The sequence below is a fragment of the Synechococcus sp. Nb3U1 genome, assembly GCF_021533835.1.
Taxonomy (GTDB): Bacteria; Cyanobacteriota; Cyanobacteriia; order Thermostichales; family Thermostichaceae; genus Thermostichus.
In genome coordinates this window covers 443,599-458,851 of the sequence record NZ_JAKFYQ010000001.1, presented here as the reverse complement: position 1 = coordinate 458,851, position 15,253 = coordinate 443,599, and the positions used below count along the sequence as shown (strand labels likewise).

Sequence of the window (15,253 nt, the reverse complement as noted above, 5' to 3'; positions counted from 1 at the left end):
GAGGGCTCATCTACACCAAACTGGGGATCCCTGACTCAACCCTGGCCCTCTCCTGCAAAACCTTGGCTGCTTCGGCACTGAAGTTGAGAGTCACCGGATCCCCAGGGGTGGGCACCGACAGACCAGGGCTGTTGAAGGTATCCACATTCAAATGCTGGGATCCCAGCCGAGTCCGAATCCGCACCACCGAACCGAGAAAATAAACATCGTCCACCGTGGCCCGCAGACTGTTGGGGTGACCGTTGCTGTGGTTCAAAGCAATTGACTCGGGGCGAATCGCCACCGACACCGTTTTTCCCACTTCCCGCAGGGCTTCACTGGTGCGCACGGGCTGACCCTCTACGTGGATATACCCTTGGTGGGGATCCACCACCTGGGCCTCTAGTACATTCAACGTGCCAATAAACGAGGCGACAAACTGGGTTTGCGGTTGGTTGTAGATCTCCATCGGGCGGCCCACCTGTTCGATCAGGCCGAAATTCATCACCACAATCCGATCAGAAATGGTGAGGGCTTCTTCCTGGTCATGGGTAACGAAGATGGTGGTAATGCCCAACTGCCGTTGAATGGAGCGAATTTCCTGGCGCAGTGAAACCCGAATTTTGGCATCCAGCGCAGACAACGGCTCATCCAAGAGCAACACTTGAGGCCGAATGGCCAAAGCCCGCGCCAAGGCCACCCGCTGTTGCTGCCCACCCGAAAGTTGATGGGGATAGCGGTTGGCAAAGGCCTCCATACGGATGATCTCGAGCAGCTCTCTCACCCGTTCTTGTCGCAGCGAGCCATCGGCCCCCCGCACTTTGAGGCCAAATTGAATATTCTCGGCCACCGTCATGTTGGGGAAGAGCGCATACTGCTGAAACACCATGCCGATGTTGCGCTTGCTGGCGTGCAGAGCAGTCACATCCCGGCCATCGATGACAATGCTGCCCTGAGTTGGTTGCTCAAATCCGGCCACCATTCTCAGCACGGTAGACTTACCGCAACCACTCGGCCCCAGAAAGGTAACGAACTCCCCCTGATGAGCCTGGAGGTTACAGTCTTGCACGGCGACAGACTTGCCAAATTCCTTGCGAATGCCGGTCAGGGTTAAAAAGCTCATGGCCAAACCTCATGGAAATCCTGCGAACTACGAACTAAACTCCCGTTGGATGCACACCGCCCCGGCCCCGGCCCAAGAGCTGAATGGCAGCAATACAGGCCCAAGTGACCCCAATGCTGACAATGCCCAAAGCGGTCGCCAGATCCCCCTGTCGGTAACTCAAGTCCAACATGTAGGGGCTGAAGGCCGGTTGGTTGAGCAAGGAAGACACCGTAAACTCCCCGAGGGCAATGGAAAAGGTGATGAAACTGCCATTCAGCACCGCCACCAACACATTGGGGAAAATCACCTTGAACAGGATATTGAACCAACTGGCCCCCAGGCTTTGGGCGGCTTCCGTGAGGACGCGGATATTCACCGACTGCATCCCGGCATCTACCGAACGGTACATGAAGGGGAAGGAGATGATCACATAGGCCCCCAACATCATCCAGTAGAGGCCTTGGTTGCTATTGGTAAGGGGGGTGTTGTTGAAAAAGCGGATCATGCCGAAGGTCATCAGCAAAGGCGGGATCACCAACGGGATCACCGTCAAAAACTCGATGATCGGGCGTACCTTGGGCAGGCGCAACTGCACCCAGTAGGCGGTGGGCACTACCAGCAACGCACTGATCAAGATGGTTAAAATCGCTGCCTGAAAGGAGAAAAAGAAGGTCTCCCCAATGCGGGGGGCCTGAAAAATCTGCACATAGGCATCCAGATAAAACCCGCGCGGAGAGGTCACCGATGACCAGACCATGGCGACCAATGGCAGAAACAGATAGGCTAAGGCCACACCCAAGCACAACCAGGCAAAGACGGGGGCTCGTTTGCTCGTGTTCATCGGCAGATCCCTCTCACTTTTGCAGCCAGCGTTCCGCTTGGCGACGACTGTAGGTGTACAGAGCAACGGTAATGGCGATCACCACCATCATGCTGAAGGCCAAGGCGTAGCCCAAGCCGGGATCCCCAAAGGTATCGGTGCGGAACTGGTTGGCCACCACAATCGTGACGGCAAAGGTTTGGCCGATGGCTCCCAGGAGGGCGGTTGCCGTCACATAGGTGCTAAAGGCATTGGCAAACAGCAGCGCAGCGGATCCCAAAAGGGCGGGCATCAGCACCGGCAAGCCGATGTAGCGCCAAAACTGCCACTGACTGGCCCCCAAGTTCTCGGCTGCTTCGCGCCACTCCTTCTTCAGGCCATCCAAAGCCGGGGCCATGATCAGCACCATCAGCGGGATCTGGAAATAGGTGTAGACGATGCACAGTCCCCAGAAGCCGTACAGGAACCGTTGCGGATCCACTTGCAAACCGGTGGGGCGCAATAATTGGTTGAGCAGGCCAATGCGACCCAGCAAGGCGACGAAAGCAAAGACCAGCGGCACCCCAGCGAAGTTGGCAGCCACCCCCGAAAACGAGAGCACAGAGCTGCGGATCCAGCGGGGCAGCCCCCCTAAAGTAACCGCCCAGGCCAACAACCCACCCAGCAGGGATCCACTGAGGGCGGTGATTACGCTGACCCAAAGGGTGTTTCGGTAGGCCAGGGTAATGACTGGGTTGGTGAGGCTGTGCAAATTGCTCAGGGTAAAATTGCCGCTCCCATCAGAAAAGCTCCTGGTCACGATGGAGAGGGCCGGAAAAACCAAAAAGACAGCAACAAAACCAAAAAAGGGCACTAACCCCAACCAATCCCAGGGCACCCCCTTCCAAAGCTCTGAACGCTTAGGAGGAGAAGGCTTGAGAGCCTGCTGTGCGGCGGTGACGGTGGTGGTCATGTGCCCTTTTCCCAAACCAACGGATGCGGAGTTGTGGTGCAAAAGTCCCTCGCTGGGGAAACTTTGCAGAGCACTCAAGGGGTTAACTGGCGTAGGTGATCCCCACTTCCTTAGCCCAGTTGTCCCGAATGTATTGCAGCCCAGTATTCAACTGTTCGAGGGAGGGGAACTCCACCCTCACATCGGCAGCAGGCAGTTGAGCCAGCAACTCTTGGGGGATCACCCCGCGCTTGAGCATGTCGTCGAAGCGCACCGGCTTGGCGTACCCCTCTAACCACAGGAGCTGGCCCTCGTCGCTGTAGACAAATTCCATCCACAACCGAGCCGCATGGGGTCGCGGGGCGTAGGCATTAATGGCACAGAGGTACACCCCGGCCAGGGTGCCACTCTTGGGATAGATCACTTGAATGTTGGCCAGGTTGGCGTTGTTGTCACGGGTGGCCAAGGCATTGTAGTCCCAGCGCAGGGTGATGGGCAGCTCGCCACTTACCAGAGCCGAGGGGGAAGTTCCCGTCGGCACCAAATTGCCGCTCTGAGCCAATTTCTTGAAAAATTCGATGCCTTTTTCCGGTTGATCCAAAGATCCGCCATCGGCCAAAGATGCGGCCCAAACGGAGTGGGTATTCTGGCTACCGGCCACAGGATCGTTGATGGCAATTAAACCTTTCAAACGGGGATCCAAGAGATCATTCCAATCTTGAGGCACGAAGGGCACTGCATCAGCATTCACTTCAAAAGCCATGGTGCCGTAGTAGTTGCCATACCAAAAGCCGTCTGGATCTTTAATCTCGTCGGGGATGGTATCCCAGGTGGCGACTTTATAGGGTTGTAGAAGGTTCTCGGCTTTGGCGGCTGCACCCCAGACAAATCCAACGTCGATGACATCTGGGTTTTGTGGCCCTTTGTTGCCGGCGTTGGCTTTGATCTGTTCAATTTCTTCAGCAGAACTGGCCTCTGGGGTCAGGTCATTGTGCTTGAGAAAGTTGTACCGGCTGAAGAAGGTTTTTTTCATGCCTCCGTAGTTGGCCCAGTCATCCGGCAGAGCAGTTGTGGAAAGCTCACCTTCCGCTCGGGCCGCTGCGATTAGCCCTTCCATACCGCCAGCTGCTTGTAAATCGATCGGGCCAGCCGGTGGAGGAGCAGGCAAGTTAGATTGGGCAAAGGAGACTCGAGGCCCATAGAACCAAGTGATCAAGCCCGCATTGGCCAATGCACTCAGTTGTAGAAATCGGCGACGGTTGAAATTCTGGAACGTACTCACAAATCACTCCTGATTTCTGGGGAGATTGGCAGCAGAATGAAGATCACCCAAACGCTCTCATCGTAATGAGACCGAGGAGATTTTGACAGGGATCCCTTTTGTAAATATCAAAAATTAATGGCCTGTTCAGATTTAGGTTAACAATGGATGCTTAGCTTGGTTAAGAATCGATTAAACTCTCAGTATCTCATCATGAGCTTGTATCTATTTCTATGCTGTACGGAGGGTTTTTGAGTGGATAATTCCACCGTTCTACAGGTAATTCTGCCCATCCTTGTTCCCCAGATTCTGTAAGATTACTCTCGGAAAGAGTCTATGCTCTGGTTTCAAATTAATCTAGACTTTGTTGTTGTGAATGATTGGATACTGGCTTTAATTTAAAGGGATCCCATGCAAACCGTCTTCAATAAACCCGGTCAGTTTTGGCGCGGCAACTTACACACCCATTCCACCCGTTCGGATGGCCACTGCTCGCCGGAGGAGGTTTGTCGCACCTATCGGGAGGCGGGCTATGATTTTCTCGCCCTGACGGATCACTTCATCGAGCGCTACAACTGGCCGGTTACGGATACGCAAGCCTTCCGCAGCGATACCTTTACGACCCTGATCAGCGCTGAGCTGCACACCAGCCAACACCGCATGGAGCTAGGCCACATTTGGCACATTTTGGCGGTGGGCTTGCCGCTCGATTTTGCCCCAACGCAGCCGGAAGAAACCGGGCCGGAATTGGCGACCAGAGCCTTGGCCACCGGAGCCTTTGTGGCGGCTGTACATCCGCAGTGGTTCATGATGACAGAAGCCGATCTGCTCTCGCTGGGGCCCATTCACGCTGTGGAAATCTACAACGCCAGCTCTGAAGATGACAGCGATACTGCCGAAAGCCTGTACATGCTCGACTACATGCTGGCGCGGGGAAAGCGGCTGTGGGCCTTTGCCACTGATGATGCCCATTTTGTGCCCAACTCGCGGGAGCGCCTACGGGCTTGGGTGATGGTGAAAAGCGAGGCCTTGCAACCGGATGCCTTGGTGAGCGCTCTGAAAGCAGGAGATTTCTACTCCAGCACCGGCCCCCGCATTGTGGACTTACAACTGGAACCGGGGGATCATCTGTACCTGCGCTGTAGCTATGCGGATCGGGTGTATGCCTTGGGGCGACCGACGGAGTATCGCAGTGTAGCCGAGCAGGGCCTGACCGAAGCCAAGATCGATCTGAAGGGCTGGCGTAGCCCCTACCTGCGGGTGTTGGTGCGGGATCACCTGGGAGGCAAGGCTTGGTCAAACCCGATTTGGCTGGAGTAACCGGGATCCCCTGCCGAAAGCACCACCTATCCTCGACAACAACGGTACAGTGGTGTCATTCTCGGAATCTGCGGAGTTCTCTCGATGGGCCAGGAGATCGCCTCCCTCAGCTTTAGCGCAGAAGATTTCGCCGAGTTTGCGGCTCAGCTCCAACAAGAGACGGATCTGCTCGCCCGTTGGTTGGCCGGTTCGCCGGGGTTGGATCCCGCTTGCCAGCCTTTTGCCCAGGGAGCCCTGGTGGGCGGGTTTGAGCTGGAGGCTTGGCTCATTACTGCCCAAGGGGATCCCCATCCGATTAACCAATCTTACTTAGAAGCCGTGAATAGCCCGCTGGTGGTGCCGGAGCTGGCCCAGTTCAATGTGGAGATTAACAGCCAACCGCAAGTTTTGACCGGGTCTGCTCTGCAGCAGTTTCACCAAGAACTCAGCCAAACCTGGGAGCACTGTTGCCAAGTGGCCGACCAACTGCAAGCGGGGCTGATCATGATCGGCATTTTGCCCACAGTGCGGCAAGAGCAACTCACCCTGGAGATGATCTCCCCCCGCAAGCGGTACATTGCCTTGAACGAGCAGATCCTCAACCTCCATCAACACCGGCAGAGGCTCCTCGGGCTGGATATCCAAGGTGTAGGGGCAGCTGACTCCAGAGGAGAGCATGACCACCTGCGGATTCTGCACCCCGACATCATGCTGGAGGCTGCCACCACTTCTTTTCAGATCCATTTGCAAGTCCCTCCAGATCAGGCCGCCCGTTTCTTCAACGCCTCTTTGATCTTGGCGGCCCCACTGGTGGCGGTTGGAGCCAATTCTCCTTATCTATTCGGGAAAGATCTGTGGGCAGAAACCCGCATCCCCTTGTTTGAACAAGCTCTGGATGGCCCACCCCCGCTTTCCCCCACCCACCACCCCCGCGTCACCCTCGGGCAAGGCTATGTGCAGGGATCCCTGATGGAATTGTTCTTGGAAAATCTACAACGCTACCCGGTTCTGCTACCCCAAAAATTGGGATCCCCATTGTCAGAACTGGCCCACCTACGCCTGCACAACGGCACCATCTGGCGCTGGAACCGCCCTTTGATCGGGTTGGATCCCGTCCCCCATGTGCGTATCGAGCAGCGGGTAGTAGCGGCAGGCCCAACGGTACCGGATATGATCGCCAATGCCGCCTTTTACTTTGGGTTGACCCAAGCTTTGGGATCCCAGCCTGTGCCCCCCGAACACGACCTCAGCTTTGCCCAATGCCGAACCAATTTTTATGCTGCGGCTCGATTGGGCTTGGATGCCCCGGTAACCTGGTTGAACGGTTGGCAGGGATCCCTGCGGCAGTTGCTCCTTAAAGAATTGCTCCCCCTGGCAGAAGCGGGATTGGCCCACCTGAACCTAGCCCAGACAGATCTAGAGGAGTATTTGGGCATTATTCGCGCCCGCGCTGAATCAGGTCAAAATGGAGCCACCTGGCAGCGCCGCTATGTCGCCCGTCATGGTAAAGATATGCAACAATTGACCTGTGCCTACTGGGAACGCCAGCGCCAAGGTTGCCCGGTGCACACTTGGGATCTGGCTTAGAGTGACATTTGGCGCCGTTCCCTTGACCACGTTCCCTGTAGAGTTTCCTCGTCAAGCTCAGTTCAAGCATGCCAAGGCAATGGGTGCTTCGTCGAAAAATATGCTCAAAATATGCTCACTGTTCTCGACCACTTACCTGACCAACTTCTAGCTCTGGAGGCGCATCAACTTTATGACCGACTGAGTGGGCCGACGTTGATCCACCTGCCGGGGCGCAGGGAGCCAGCCCTGTTTGTTTCGGTTCTGCTGCACGGCAACGAAGTCACAGGGTGGCAAGCGATACAGCGACTTTTGAGCCACTACGCTCAACGGGAATTGCCGCGTTCTCTCTCCCTTTTCATCGGCAATGTTCAGGCAGCTAGCCAAGGGCAACGGCGATTGGATGGACAGCCAGACTACAACCGTATTTGGGGCCCCGGTTCCACTCCCGAACATGGGATTGCACAAGCGGTGATCCGGCAAATGCAGCAACGGGGCGTTTTCGCCAGCATTGATATTCACAACAACACCGGCACCAACCCTCACTACGCCTGTGTCAACCACCTCGATGCCCCTAGCCTACACCTAGCCGGATTGTTCGGACGCACCGTCCTCTATTTCACCAAACCAGAAGGGGTACAGAGCATGGCCTTTGGGCGCTTTTGCCCAGCGGTAACTCTGGAATGCGGCAAACCGGATCACCCCCACGGCAGCCAACATGCCTACGAATTTTTAGAAGCTTGCTTGCACCTTTCCGGGATCCCACAGCGGCCTGTCCTCAGCCAGGATATCGACCTGTTTCACAGCGTGGCCATCGTGAAAATCCCCGACCAAGTGAGTTTCAGCTTCGGGGATACAGAAACCCTGCCAGACAACGGCGGATCCCAAACTCACATCCGCTTTCCTCCCGATTTGGATCATCTTAATTTTCAGGAGATTCCCCCCCATACCCGCATTGGTTGGACCAACAATGGCTTCCATCTCGATGTCCAAAATGAGCAGGGCCAGGATGTGGCGGATCGCTTTTTTTACGCCCAGGATGGCGAAATTCGCACTAGCGTTCCCCTGATGCCGGGCATGTTGACCTTGAATAGCCGCATCATCCGCCAAGACTGCCTTTGCTACTTGATGGAGCGTTATCCTTGGGTGAGCTGAGGGTGTAGTTTAGCTACCCGTTTTTGGATACGTTTCCAACGTCTCGAAAACTTTTGTTTGCGCCTCAACGAACGCTGTACCTGCTTGATCTGGGAGTTGGTGGCAAATCGGGGGTTTTTGAACTTTCGACCCTCACTCATCTTGACTCTGACATTATGTAAGGCTTTAGGGTTCAAGCAGAGAACATCATTCCAGCGTGAATGACTATGAAGACCCCTACTCACGTCATCTTCGGCACTGGCCCCCTTGCCCAAGCCGTGATGAAAGAATTGCTCCGGCAAGGGATCCCTGTACGGATGGTTAATCGTTCTGGCAAGGCTCCTGTTCCCGATGCGGTTGAGGTCGTCGCAGGGGATGCCTATGACCCGCAGGTGACTCGCCATCTGTGCCAGGGAGCTGCTGTTGTCTACCAGTGTGCTCAGCCCCCCTACACCCAATGGCCTGAGAAGTTTCCTGCTCTGCAAGCCAGCATTCTCTTAGGCGCTGCTGCCCATGGTTCTGTCTTGGTGGTGGCCGAGAACTTGTATATGTATGGCCCGGTGTCAGGATCCCTGCAGGAAGATTTGCCCTATGCTGCCACAACTCGCAAGGGGTACACCCGAGCCCGCATGTCCGAGGCGCTGTTGGCCGCCCACCGACAGGGAAAAGTACAGGTGGTGATGGGACGGGGATCCGACTTTTATGGGCCGGGGGTTTTGGGTTCATCTCTAGGAGAGCGCATTTTCCCCAACGTGTTGGTCGGCAAACCGGTTACCGCCATTGGCAATGTGGATCTGCCCCACACCTACACTTACATCGATGACTTTGGCAAAGCTTTGGTGCTGCTGGGGCAACAGGAGTTTGCCTATGGCCGTGCCTGGCATGTGCCCAATGCTCCAACTCGGTCTACTCGGGAGGTGATCGAGCTGGCCTTCAAAGTCGCCGGGATCCATCCGATTCCCCCGATTCAAGGCATGGGAACTTTGATGATGCGCCTGGGGGGCCTATTCATTCCCGAGGCCCGCGAAACGGTGGAGATGATGTACGAGTTTACAGATCCCTTTGTGGTAGACGACAGCGCCTTTCGCCAGTCCTTTGGCATAGAGGCCACGCCCCTTGAGGAAGGGATCCAACATACCCTGGCGTGGTACCAAACCCGAGGCTGAAATTCTTCCCTTATCTCACCACTTTTTATCGGCAACCCAACCTAATCTTGTAACCGTCTGGAGGCAACGTCATGTCAGCACCCTCAATCCGTCAAGCCCTACTTCACACCCTGGCCGGGGTGGGTACAATTTCTATTGCTCTCACCTTGGTGGGTCTGGCCCTCGACATCAGCAGCTTTGATCCCACCCAAGGGGGCTATGAGCCCCCCTACACCGACTTCACGGGCACCCCCATCAACTGGGACGAGCTGGACACCACACCCACCGGCATGGCCTACCGCGGTTACATCACCAACGTCTTGGTAGACTGCACCCATGGCCTGATCTCGTTTGAAATCTTCAAGCAGCAGATTCCCTTTCGCCCCCTGTCACCGCGAGCCCTTGTGGTACACCAACCCATCCCTGCTTGTGTCGAACGTGGATTTGAGCCTGAGTTTTCCTAGCATGATAAAGTCGTGATCCCGCCGTAAACGGAGCCGACATAATTCTCAAATCCTCCACAGAAGAAGGGGAGTCAGGGGATCCGGCTAGGGCTGCGGTGGCACCGTCACCAGTAATTCCAGCCCAAACCCATGCTCTCCGGCGGGATAGCTGGTCACCCCCAGCCCATCGATGCGAGTCAACACATCCCGTGCTTCTGGATCCAGTGTGGCCAACCCACCCGGCAAGATTGCCTCCAAAACAGTACGGATCCCTTGCCAGTTGAGCAAAAAGTAGCCGTAGTTGGGTTTGTGCAGCTGATCGTAGAGGGTTTTCAGGGGTTCGGTTTGGGGTAGTAAGTTGCCCTGCCGCTGGGCAATAGTTTGTAAAGCTCCGGTACTGCTAGTGATGATTAAGTAATTGCCTTCCCAAGCCCGGATCAGAAGCGGCTGGTTAAACAGCGGATCTGCCCAAGTCACTTGCCCCCCAGCTTCCGTCACCTGTGCTCCTGATTCCTGGGCCAGTCGATCCAACTGGGCCAGCGTTGCATTGGCCTTGTCTGGTTGGCTGCTCTCGATCACCAAAGCTGCCCCCATGCCCTGTAAAAGCGGATGGGCCTGAGCATCAGGAGCCACCAACAGAGCCAACTCCCCATCCATCCAGGCGAGCACATCTTGTTCCAAATCCAAGCGAGTATTGGCGCGAAACTCAGCCCTTAGCTCCTCCAGTGACTCTTTCACCAGCGGATCTTCCTCTAGCTTGGGCAAAAGGGCTTGCCAGCGTTGGGCAATCTGTTGGGTGCTGATCACGGTTAGAGCGCTACCCGGCAAGCGTTGGATCAGTTCTCCACGGGCGGGTTGCAATCCAGCTTGTAAATTGGTTTCCGGATCCGTTTGGGTTAGCATGCGTACCCGTAATCCCTGTTCTTGCCAATGGGTGGCCATGGCGAAGGAACGCAGCGGCTGCAAAGATTCCAGCGTCGCCGGATCGAGATCCTCCATCCAGGCCCCGAAAGACTCTGAGTTGGTCTGCAACGCTTCAAAATCGACATAAGCAAAAGCCAAGGCACCCTCGGTGTAAAGCTCGGTAGCAGCTGATCGAAAGAGTTCAGAACGGCTGATGGATTCTGCTTCACCGCGATAAACGGCCACAGCCTGCTGCATCACTGCCAGATCGTTAGCCACTGCTACAAAGCGGTTGCCAAATTCTGCGGTCACCCATTGTTCACCGGGATCCCCGTTGGTTTGGACGTAGAGGGTCACCCCTTGCTCTTGGCGACGTTCGAAGTTAGCCCCTTCGGCTGCCGCTTGTTGCCGCACTTGCGCCAAAAACTGCCCAGACAAATCGGTGTTGCGGGTACTGGCCCCGAAGAGGATCCCGGGCACAGGCTCAGAGGCCGTAGGCACCAGATTGGGCACCACCACCGCCATCGTGAATTGATCCCCAGCCCAGGTTTGGATATCCCCCCGAGGGAATTCGCCGCCGGTTTCTGCTAATGCTTCTGATGTCCAGTTTTCCCATTGGGCCAAAAGCTCGGGATGGGTACTGAACGCTTCTTCTGGGTCGGTGGCAAAGGCCAACACCATGGGTGCAGACTGGGGAACCAACACCGTCTCTGGCAAAATATCCCCTGGCAGTTGGGCTTCCGGTGCTTTCCGCTGGCAGGCCCCGACTAACCAAGCCCCTCCCAAAGCAAGCAGAGCTAGGGAGAGAGAACAAAAACCACGATGAAGCTGGGCCTGCATGGAAACACCTGCAACGAGCCGTCTTTCTGAGCATAGGCGATGGGCTGGATCCTTGTCTGCTGCTGCCGGCTCAAATGTGATCTGGGTCACTTCGTCTGTAGCCGACCGCGGGCCACCAATCCATCAGCATATTCGTTCCAGCGCATGCCTTTGTGGGCCTGAATCCAGCGCACCTGAATGTGTGGGCACTGCTGTTGTAATTGATGAAGCTGCTGCACCAAATCTAAGTTCTCCACAGGGCCGCTGCGCCGCCGCCACCCTTGCGCTGCCCATTGGGACATCCAACTGTTGTAGGTTCGTACACACAGATTGGAATCGCTGTAGATAGTGTGAATGGTGTTGCTTTCGGTTTCGTGGCAATACCGCAAGGCCTGAATTAAGCCGGTCAATTCCATGCGGTTGTTGGTGCTAGCGGGATCCCCTCCAAACCACTGCTCCACAATTTGGTCATCCTGAACCACTACGACAGCCCATCCCCCGGGTCCCGGGTTGGGAGAACAGCCCCCATCGGTGAAGATGCCGGTGCTGGGACAAGCTGCCAGTCGGGTGGGGCGGGGAGAAACAGTAGCCATGATCAGAGGATCCCCCTTCAAACCTTGCAAGGACAGAACCTGCATCTTATCGCCTAGCGGCCCACCATCGCCATTAAATAGCGTTAATAGCCACAGGAATAAACGCTTTCACGCTATTGGTGGTGGAAGCCTAGCTATTCTGTTACCCATCAAGGAAAACTCCGCTCAAAATCGCCCAAACAAAAACCCCCAGAAATTCTGGGGGAGGAGTGGTGTGTTGAGGTGATGAATACACGCATGATATCCCTCGAATCCGGCGAGTAGGCTAGCCAAGCAAGAGATTCCTGCGTTTTTTTGCAGAAATGATTGCAGGCGTTGGAAAGTATCCAACACTAGAAATAGATCAGCAGGAAATAAACTTTCTTCCGCCATCTCAGGCATAGTGTCTTATTTACATTTTTTTCTTGAATAAAACTAAATGTGGACAGGTCAACGCTATAGCCTTTTTACGTCCGCGCCACCGACACTAGGGATTGTGTCAGGTCAATGCGGGCATAAAAACGGGAAAAGTCAAAATTTGATGACATTAACTCCTGAATACAGCGAACCTTAACCTCCTCGTGCAGGCGGATCTGCCCAAAAACCCGTTCGATGCGGTTGATAGTGGTGAAGGTATCCAGATCTACCGAGAGGATCGGCACCTCCAACTCTTCTGCCCGCGACTGAATGCGGGGATCCAAAGGGAGCTTGCCGGTCAGGATCAAGCAGAGAGTAGAGGTTTCCAGGGCAGCCAGCTGGATATCGGTGCGATCCCCACCTGTAATCACCGCCTTGTGCTCCGACTTGCGGAAATACTTCAAGGCTGAGTTAACGTTCATCGCCCCCACCGCGATGTCTTCCACCATCAAATCCAGCCGATCCGGGCAGCAGAGCACCTCCGCCTCCAGTTGGCGAGCCAGTTCCCCGACGCTAATGCTGCGCAAAATGCGGTGTGAGGGCAGCACCCCCAATACCGAGATCCCTTGGGCTTCCAGGAAAGGCTGGATCACGGTTTTCACCTGTTGCAGTTGGTTTTGCGGCACATCGTTCAGCAGCACCCCCGCCAAATGGGATCCCAGCTGAGTATGGGCAGCGAGGATGGAATCGACCGCCAGGGGAGAGTGATAGCGGCTGATCAACAGGACAGGGGCTTGCAAAGCTTGGGCCATTTTGGCCAGTGACAAACCGAACAGCTCCCCTTCGTACAGATCGGCAGGGCCTTCCAGCAACACCAAATCCGCAGGGGATCCCTCCACAAATTCCAACAGAGGCGCAATCGGATGTTCCGGGGCGGGCTCCCCAGGGTTCTGCTTCATTTGCGCCAGCAAAGAATCTCCGTTCAGCTGCAGAAGCATCGGCGGCATCTGGGCAATGGTGAGCCGTAGAGACTCCGCCACAAAGCGCATATCCGGATCGCCCCCTTCAATGGAGCAATCTTCCGTCATGCAAGAGCCGATCGGCTTGCCGTAAGTGACTTTCATCCCTTGCTGTTGTAGATGCTTCGCCAAACCCAGAATGGCAGCAGACTTACCACTGAAAGGCTCGGTGGAACCGATTAGAAGGAACTTGGACACGGAGGGCTCCCGGCAATGTAAGGGACGAAACAATGGTGGGCCTGCAAGGCAGGGTGGCTTATTACTCAGTCTAACGAAGGCGACTCAGGGGAAAGCTGGATTCTAACTGGGGAGAGTTGGGCATTCCTTTCTGGACTTGCTCCCAGAACGCAGATGGATTGAATGTAAGCTCGGACGCAAAGCCTCACCCTGTAAGTTCCCCAAATCCAGAAGTGATGGCTCAGCTCCTCTTGTTCTCGATGACAGCGCTTTCGCAGGTTAACGACAACAGCGCTTGTGTTCTAAACCAGATCCAGACCGGGCCAAGTTGTATACCAAGTTGCATAGAATGTCTTGGCCATAACCTGCCCCTGAACGAAGGATGTCACTTAGAGCTGGGATCCAACATCACAAACAAAAACTCCTCCAAAGCAGTTAGGTAAGCGAGCACCTGCTCTTGGGCGGTCAGGAACTTCTTCAAACCCCTTAGGTGGGGAGGCACGGGTGGGTCTTGAGCAGTTTCCGGTTCCAGCTTTTTGGCCTGGTTTGCTTGCTCAACTAGAGTGATCACCGGTGTTGGCCCCTGTAACAGGGATCCCAGCCAGGTCATCTGTTCAGGCAGGATTTTCAGGCGCCCGCGACTGGCCCCCGGCCAATTCATGGTGAACTCGACCTTTTTTTCGTAGGCTTTGCCAAAGTTTTGACGAAACTCCGGATTATCTGCCAAGACTGGGTTCAGCCGTACCGTGCCCCCCAGCCAATCGGTATCGCTCCAGGGGAAGACCATCGAGGAGCCGGGGTGCTCGGCCCAAAAGTCGATCAGGCGATGGTTGGGGTAGATCAGTTCGTAAAAGTGATTTTGGTCGGCAGGAGACAGTTTATCCAGCTCGGGCTTGAGCCACTCGGGCATTTCTTTGAACAGCAAAGTGGGATCCCAGTCGGGATAGTCTACCAAGCTGATCAGTCCCAGTTCTGCCTCCTTGAGCATGCGCATCAGGTCAGGGATTAAGAACCCTTTGTCGCTAGGCAAGAGGTAGTTGGCCCGCATGTTGGTGTCATCTTTATAGATCTCGGGGTTCCAACGTAGGGCGACGCGCGCCTCGTCGGAGTTGAGGTTGAGCATAAATTCCCGCACCCGATTCGAGGCTTCCGGGGTGGGCAAATCGAACAGTCCCAACAGCTGAAACGCCTGTTGCATGCGGAAGATCACATCCCGTTGATAGGCGTGGTGCAGGTTAGCCCGCAGGATTCCATCGGGTTTTAAGACCCGTTTGAGAACTTTTAGGCCCGCCACCGGGTCGTCTAGCAGGTAGAGCACATCGTTGAGGCTGATGAAATCAAATTGCAGCCCTAATTGTTCGAGGTCAAATAAGTTGAGGACATGTAGCTCCACATCCACGAAACCGTGGTAGCGCAAGCGCCGCTCCGTTACCCGTACCGACTCTGGGGACAGATCGCACACCACCAAACGCGCCCCCGGATTGGCTTCTGCCAAGATCAAGGTTTCCCATCCCGAGCCGCAGCCGGCATTTAAGATGAGGGATCCCTCACTGGGCACAATGGCCCGGGTACGCCCATACTGAGCCGTAGTCAAACTCATCCGGTACAGCCCGTCGATGGCGTTGCGACCGGAAGCAGAAATGGGCACGTTCGGGTAGGGCAGTTCTTCGTACAGTTGCCGGAGCGATTCGGTGGAGCTGCTGGTCATGAGGAGCTACCGCAG

General features: G+C 55.5%; 13 protein-coding genes. 5 read left to right on the top strand and 8 right to left on the bottom strand.

Going from position 1 to position 15,253, the window contains the following annotated elements:
• Positions 1–10: 10 nt before the first annotated feature.
• From L1047_RS02155 to L1047_RS02140, 4 genes are all read right to left on the bottom strand, one after another.
• Positions 11–1,102 carry an ABC transporter ATP-binding protein gene (locus tag L1047_RS02155; RefSeq protein ID WP_235277059.1) on the bottom strand — a complete coding sequence of 364 codons (1,092 nt, stop codon included), beginning with the start codon at positions 1,100–1,102 and terminating at the stop codon, positions 11–13.
• Positions 1,103–1,136: 34 nt separating this feature from the next.
• A complete protein-coding gene (locus tag L1047_RS02150; protein ID WP_235277057.1) occupies positions 1,137–1,925 on the bottom strand; it encodes an ABC transporter permease in 789 nt (262 codons plus the stop codon).
• Positions 1,926–1,938: 13 nt separating this feature from the next.
• Positions 1,939–2,856, bottom strand: a complete 918-nt coding sequence (locus L1047_RS02145) for an ABC transporter permease (RefSeq protein WP_235277056.1) — start codon at positions 2,854–2,856, stop codon at positions 1,939–1,941.
• Positions 2,857–2,938: 82 nt separating this feature from the next.
• The gene (locus L1047_RS02140; protein ID WP_235277055.1) at positions 2,939–4,117 is read right to left on the bottom strand and encodes an ABC transporter substrate-binding protein; all 1,179 of its coding nucleotides are present in this window, start codon (positions 4,115–4,117) and stop codon (positions 2,939–2,941) included.
• Positions 4,118–4,507: 390 nt separating this feature from the next.
• On the opposite strand from L1047_RS02140, the gene L1047_RS02135 reads away from it, so the two are divergent.
• From L1047_RS02135 to L1047_RS02115, 5 genes are all read left to right on the top strand, one after another.
• The gene (locus L1047_RS02135; RefSeq protein WP_235277054.1) at positions 4,508–5,416 is read left to right on the top strand and encodes a PHP domain-containing protein; all 909 of its coding nucleotides are present in this window, start codon (positions 4,508–4,510) and stop codon (positions 5,414–5,416) included.
• Positions 5,417–5,500: 84 nt separating this feature from the next.
• On the top strand, positions 5,501–6,982 hold the full coding sequence (locus L1047_RS02130) for a glutamate-cysteine ligase family protein (protein ID WP_235277053.1): 1,482 nt from the start codon (positions 5,501–5,503) through the stop codon (positions 6,980–6,982).
• 111 nt (positions 6,983–7,093) lie between these two features.
• Entirely contained in the window at positions 7,094–8,116 is a 1,023-nt protein-coding gene (locus tag L1047_RS02125; RefSeq protein WP_235277052.1) for a M14 family metallopeptidase, read from the top strand.
• Positions 8,117–8,322: 206 nt separating this feature from the next.
• Positions 8,323–9,261 (top strand): SDR family oxidoreductase, encoded by a 939-nt coding sequence (locus L1047_RS02120; protein WP_235277050.1) that lies wholly within the window; start codon positions 8,323–8,325, stop codon positions 9,259–9,261.
• A 71-nt stretch (positions 9,262–9,332) separates the two neighbouring features.
• Positions 9,333–9,704, top strand: a complete 372-nt coding sequence (locus L1047_RS02115; protein WP_235277048.1) for a hypothetical protein — start codon at positions 9,333–9,335, stop codon at positions 9,702–9,704.
• An 84-nt stretch (positions 9,705–9,788) separates the two neighbouring features.
• On the opposite strand, the gene L1047_RS02110 is transcribed toward L1047_RS02115, so the two are convergent.
• From L1047_RS02110 to L1047_RS02095, 4 genes are all read right to left on the bottom strand, one after another.
• Complete coding sequence (locus L1047_RS02110) at positions 9,789–11,426, bottom strand: DUF3352 domain-containing protein (RefSeq protein ID WP_235277046.1); 1,638 nt, start codon at positions 11,424–11,426, stop codon at positions 9,789–9,791.
• Between the two features lie 86 nt (positions 11,427–11,512).
• Entirely contained in the window at positions 11,513–11,998 is a 486-nt protein-coding gene (locus tag L1047_RS02105) for an RNase H family protein (RefSeq protein ID WP_235277044.1), read from the bottom strand.
• Between the two features lie 446 nt (positions 11,999–12,444).
• Positions 12,445–13,551 carry a phosphotransacetylase family protein gene (locus tag L1047_RS02100; protein WP_235277042.1) on the bottom strand — a complete coding sequence of 369 codons (1,107 nt, stop codon included), beginning with the start codon at positions 13,549–13,551 and terminating at the stop codon, positions 12,445–12,447.
• Between the two features lie 364 nt (positions 13,552–13,915).
• Positions 13,916–15,238 (bottom strand): class I SAM-dependent methyltransferase, encoded by a 1,323-nt coding sequence (locus L1047_RS02095; protein ID WP_235277041.1) that lies wholly within the window; start codon positions 15,236–15,238, stop codon positions 13,916–13,918.
• Between the last annotated feature and the right edge of the window lie 15 nt (positions 15,239–15,253).

What these genes read in the sequence shown, in the direction of transcription:
- L1047_RS02155 (WP_235277059.1), bottom strand. Translation starts at nt 1,102, where the DNA reads ATGAGCTTTTTAACCCTGACCGGCATTCGCAAGGAATTTGGCAAGTCT.
- L1047_RS02150 (WP_235277057.1), bottom strand. Translation starts at nt 1,925, where the DNA reads ATGAACACGAGCAAACGAGCCCCCGTCTTTGCCTGGTTGTGCTTGGGT.
- L1047_RS02145 (WP_235277056.1), bottom strand. Translation starts at nt 2,856, where the DNA reads ATGACCACCACCGTCACCGCCGCACAGCAGGCTCTCAAGCCTTCTCCT.
- L1047_RS02135 (WP_235277054.1), top strand. Translation starts at nt 4,508, where the DNA reads ATGCAAACCGTCTTCAATAAACCCGGTCAGTTTTGGCGCGGCAACTTA.
- L1047_RS02130 (WP_235277053.1), top strand. Translation starts at nt 5,501, where the DNA reads ATGGGCCAGGAGATCGCCTCCCTCAGCTTTAGCGCAGAAGATTTCGCC.
- L1047_RS02125 (WP_235277052.1), top strand. Translation starts at nt 7,094, where the DNA reads ATGCTCACTGTTCTCGACCACTTACCTGACCAACTTCTAGCTCTGGAG.
- L1047_RS02120 (WP_235277050.1), top strand. Translation starts at nt 8,323, where the DNA reads ATGAAGACCCCTACTCACGTCATCTTCGGCACTGGCCCCCTTGCCCAA.
- L1047_RS02115 (WP_235277048.1), top strand. Translation starts at nt 9,333, where the DNA reads ATGTCAGCACCCTCAATCCGTCAAGCCCTACTTCACACCCTGGCCGGG.
- L1047_RS02110 (WP_235277046.1), bottom strand. Translation starts at nt 11,426, where the DNA reads ATGCAGGCCCAGCTTCATCGTGGTTTTTGTTCTCTCTCCCTAGCTCTG.
- L1047_RS02105 (WP_235277044.1), bottom strand. Translation starts at nt 11,998, where the DNA reads ATGGCTACTGTTTCTCCCCGCCCCACCCGACTGGCAGCTTGTCCCAGC.
- L1047_RS02095 (WP_235277041.1), bottom strand. Translation starts at nt 15,238, where the DNA reads ATGACCAGCAGCTCCACCGAATCGCTCCGGCAACTGTACGAAGAACTG.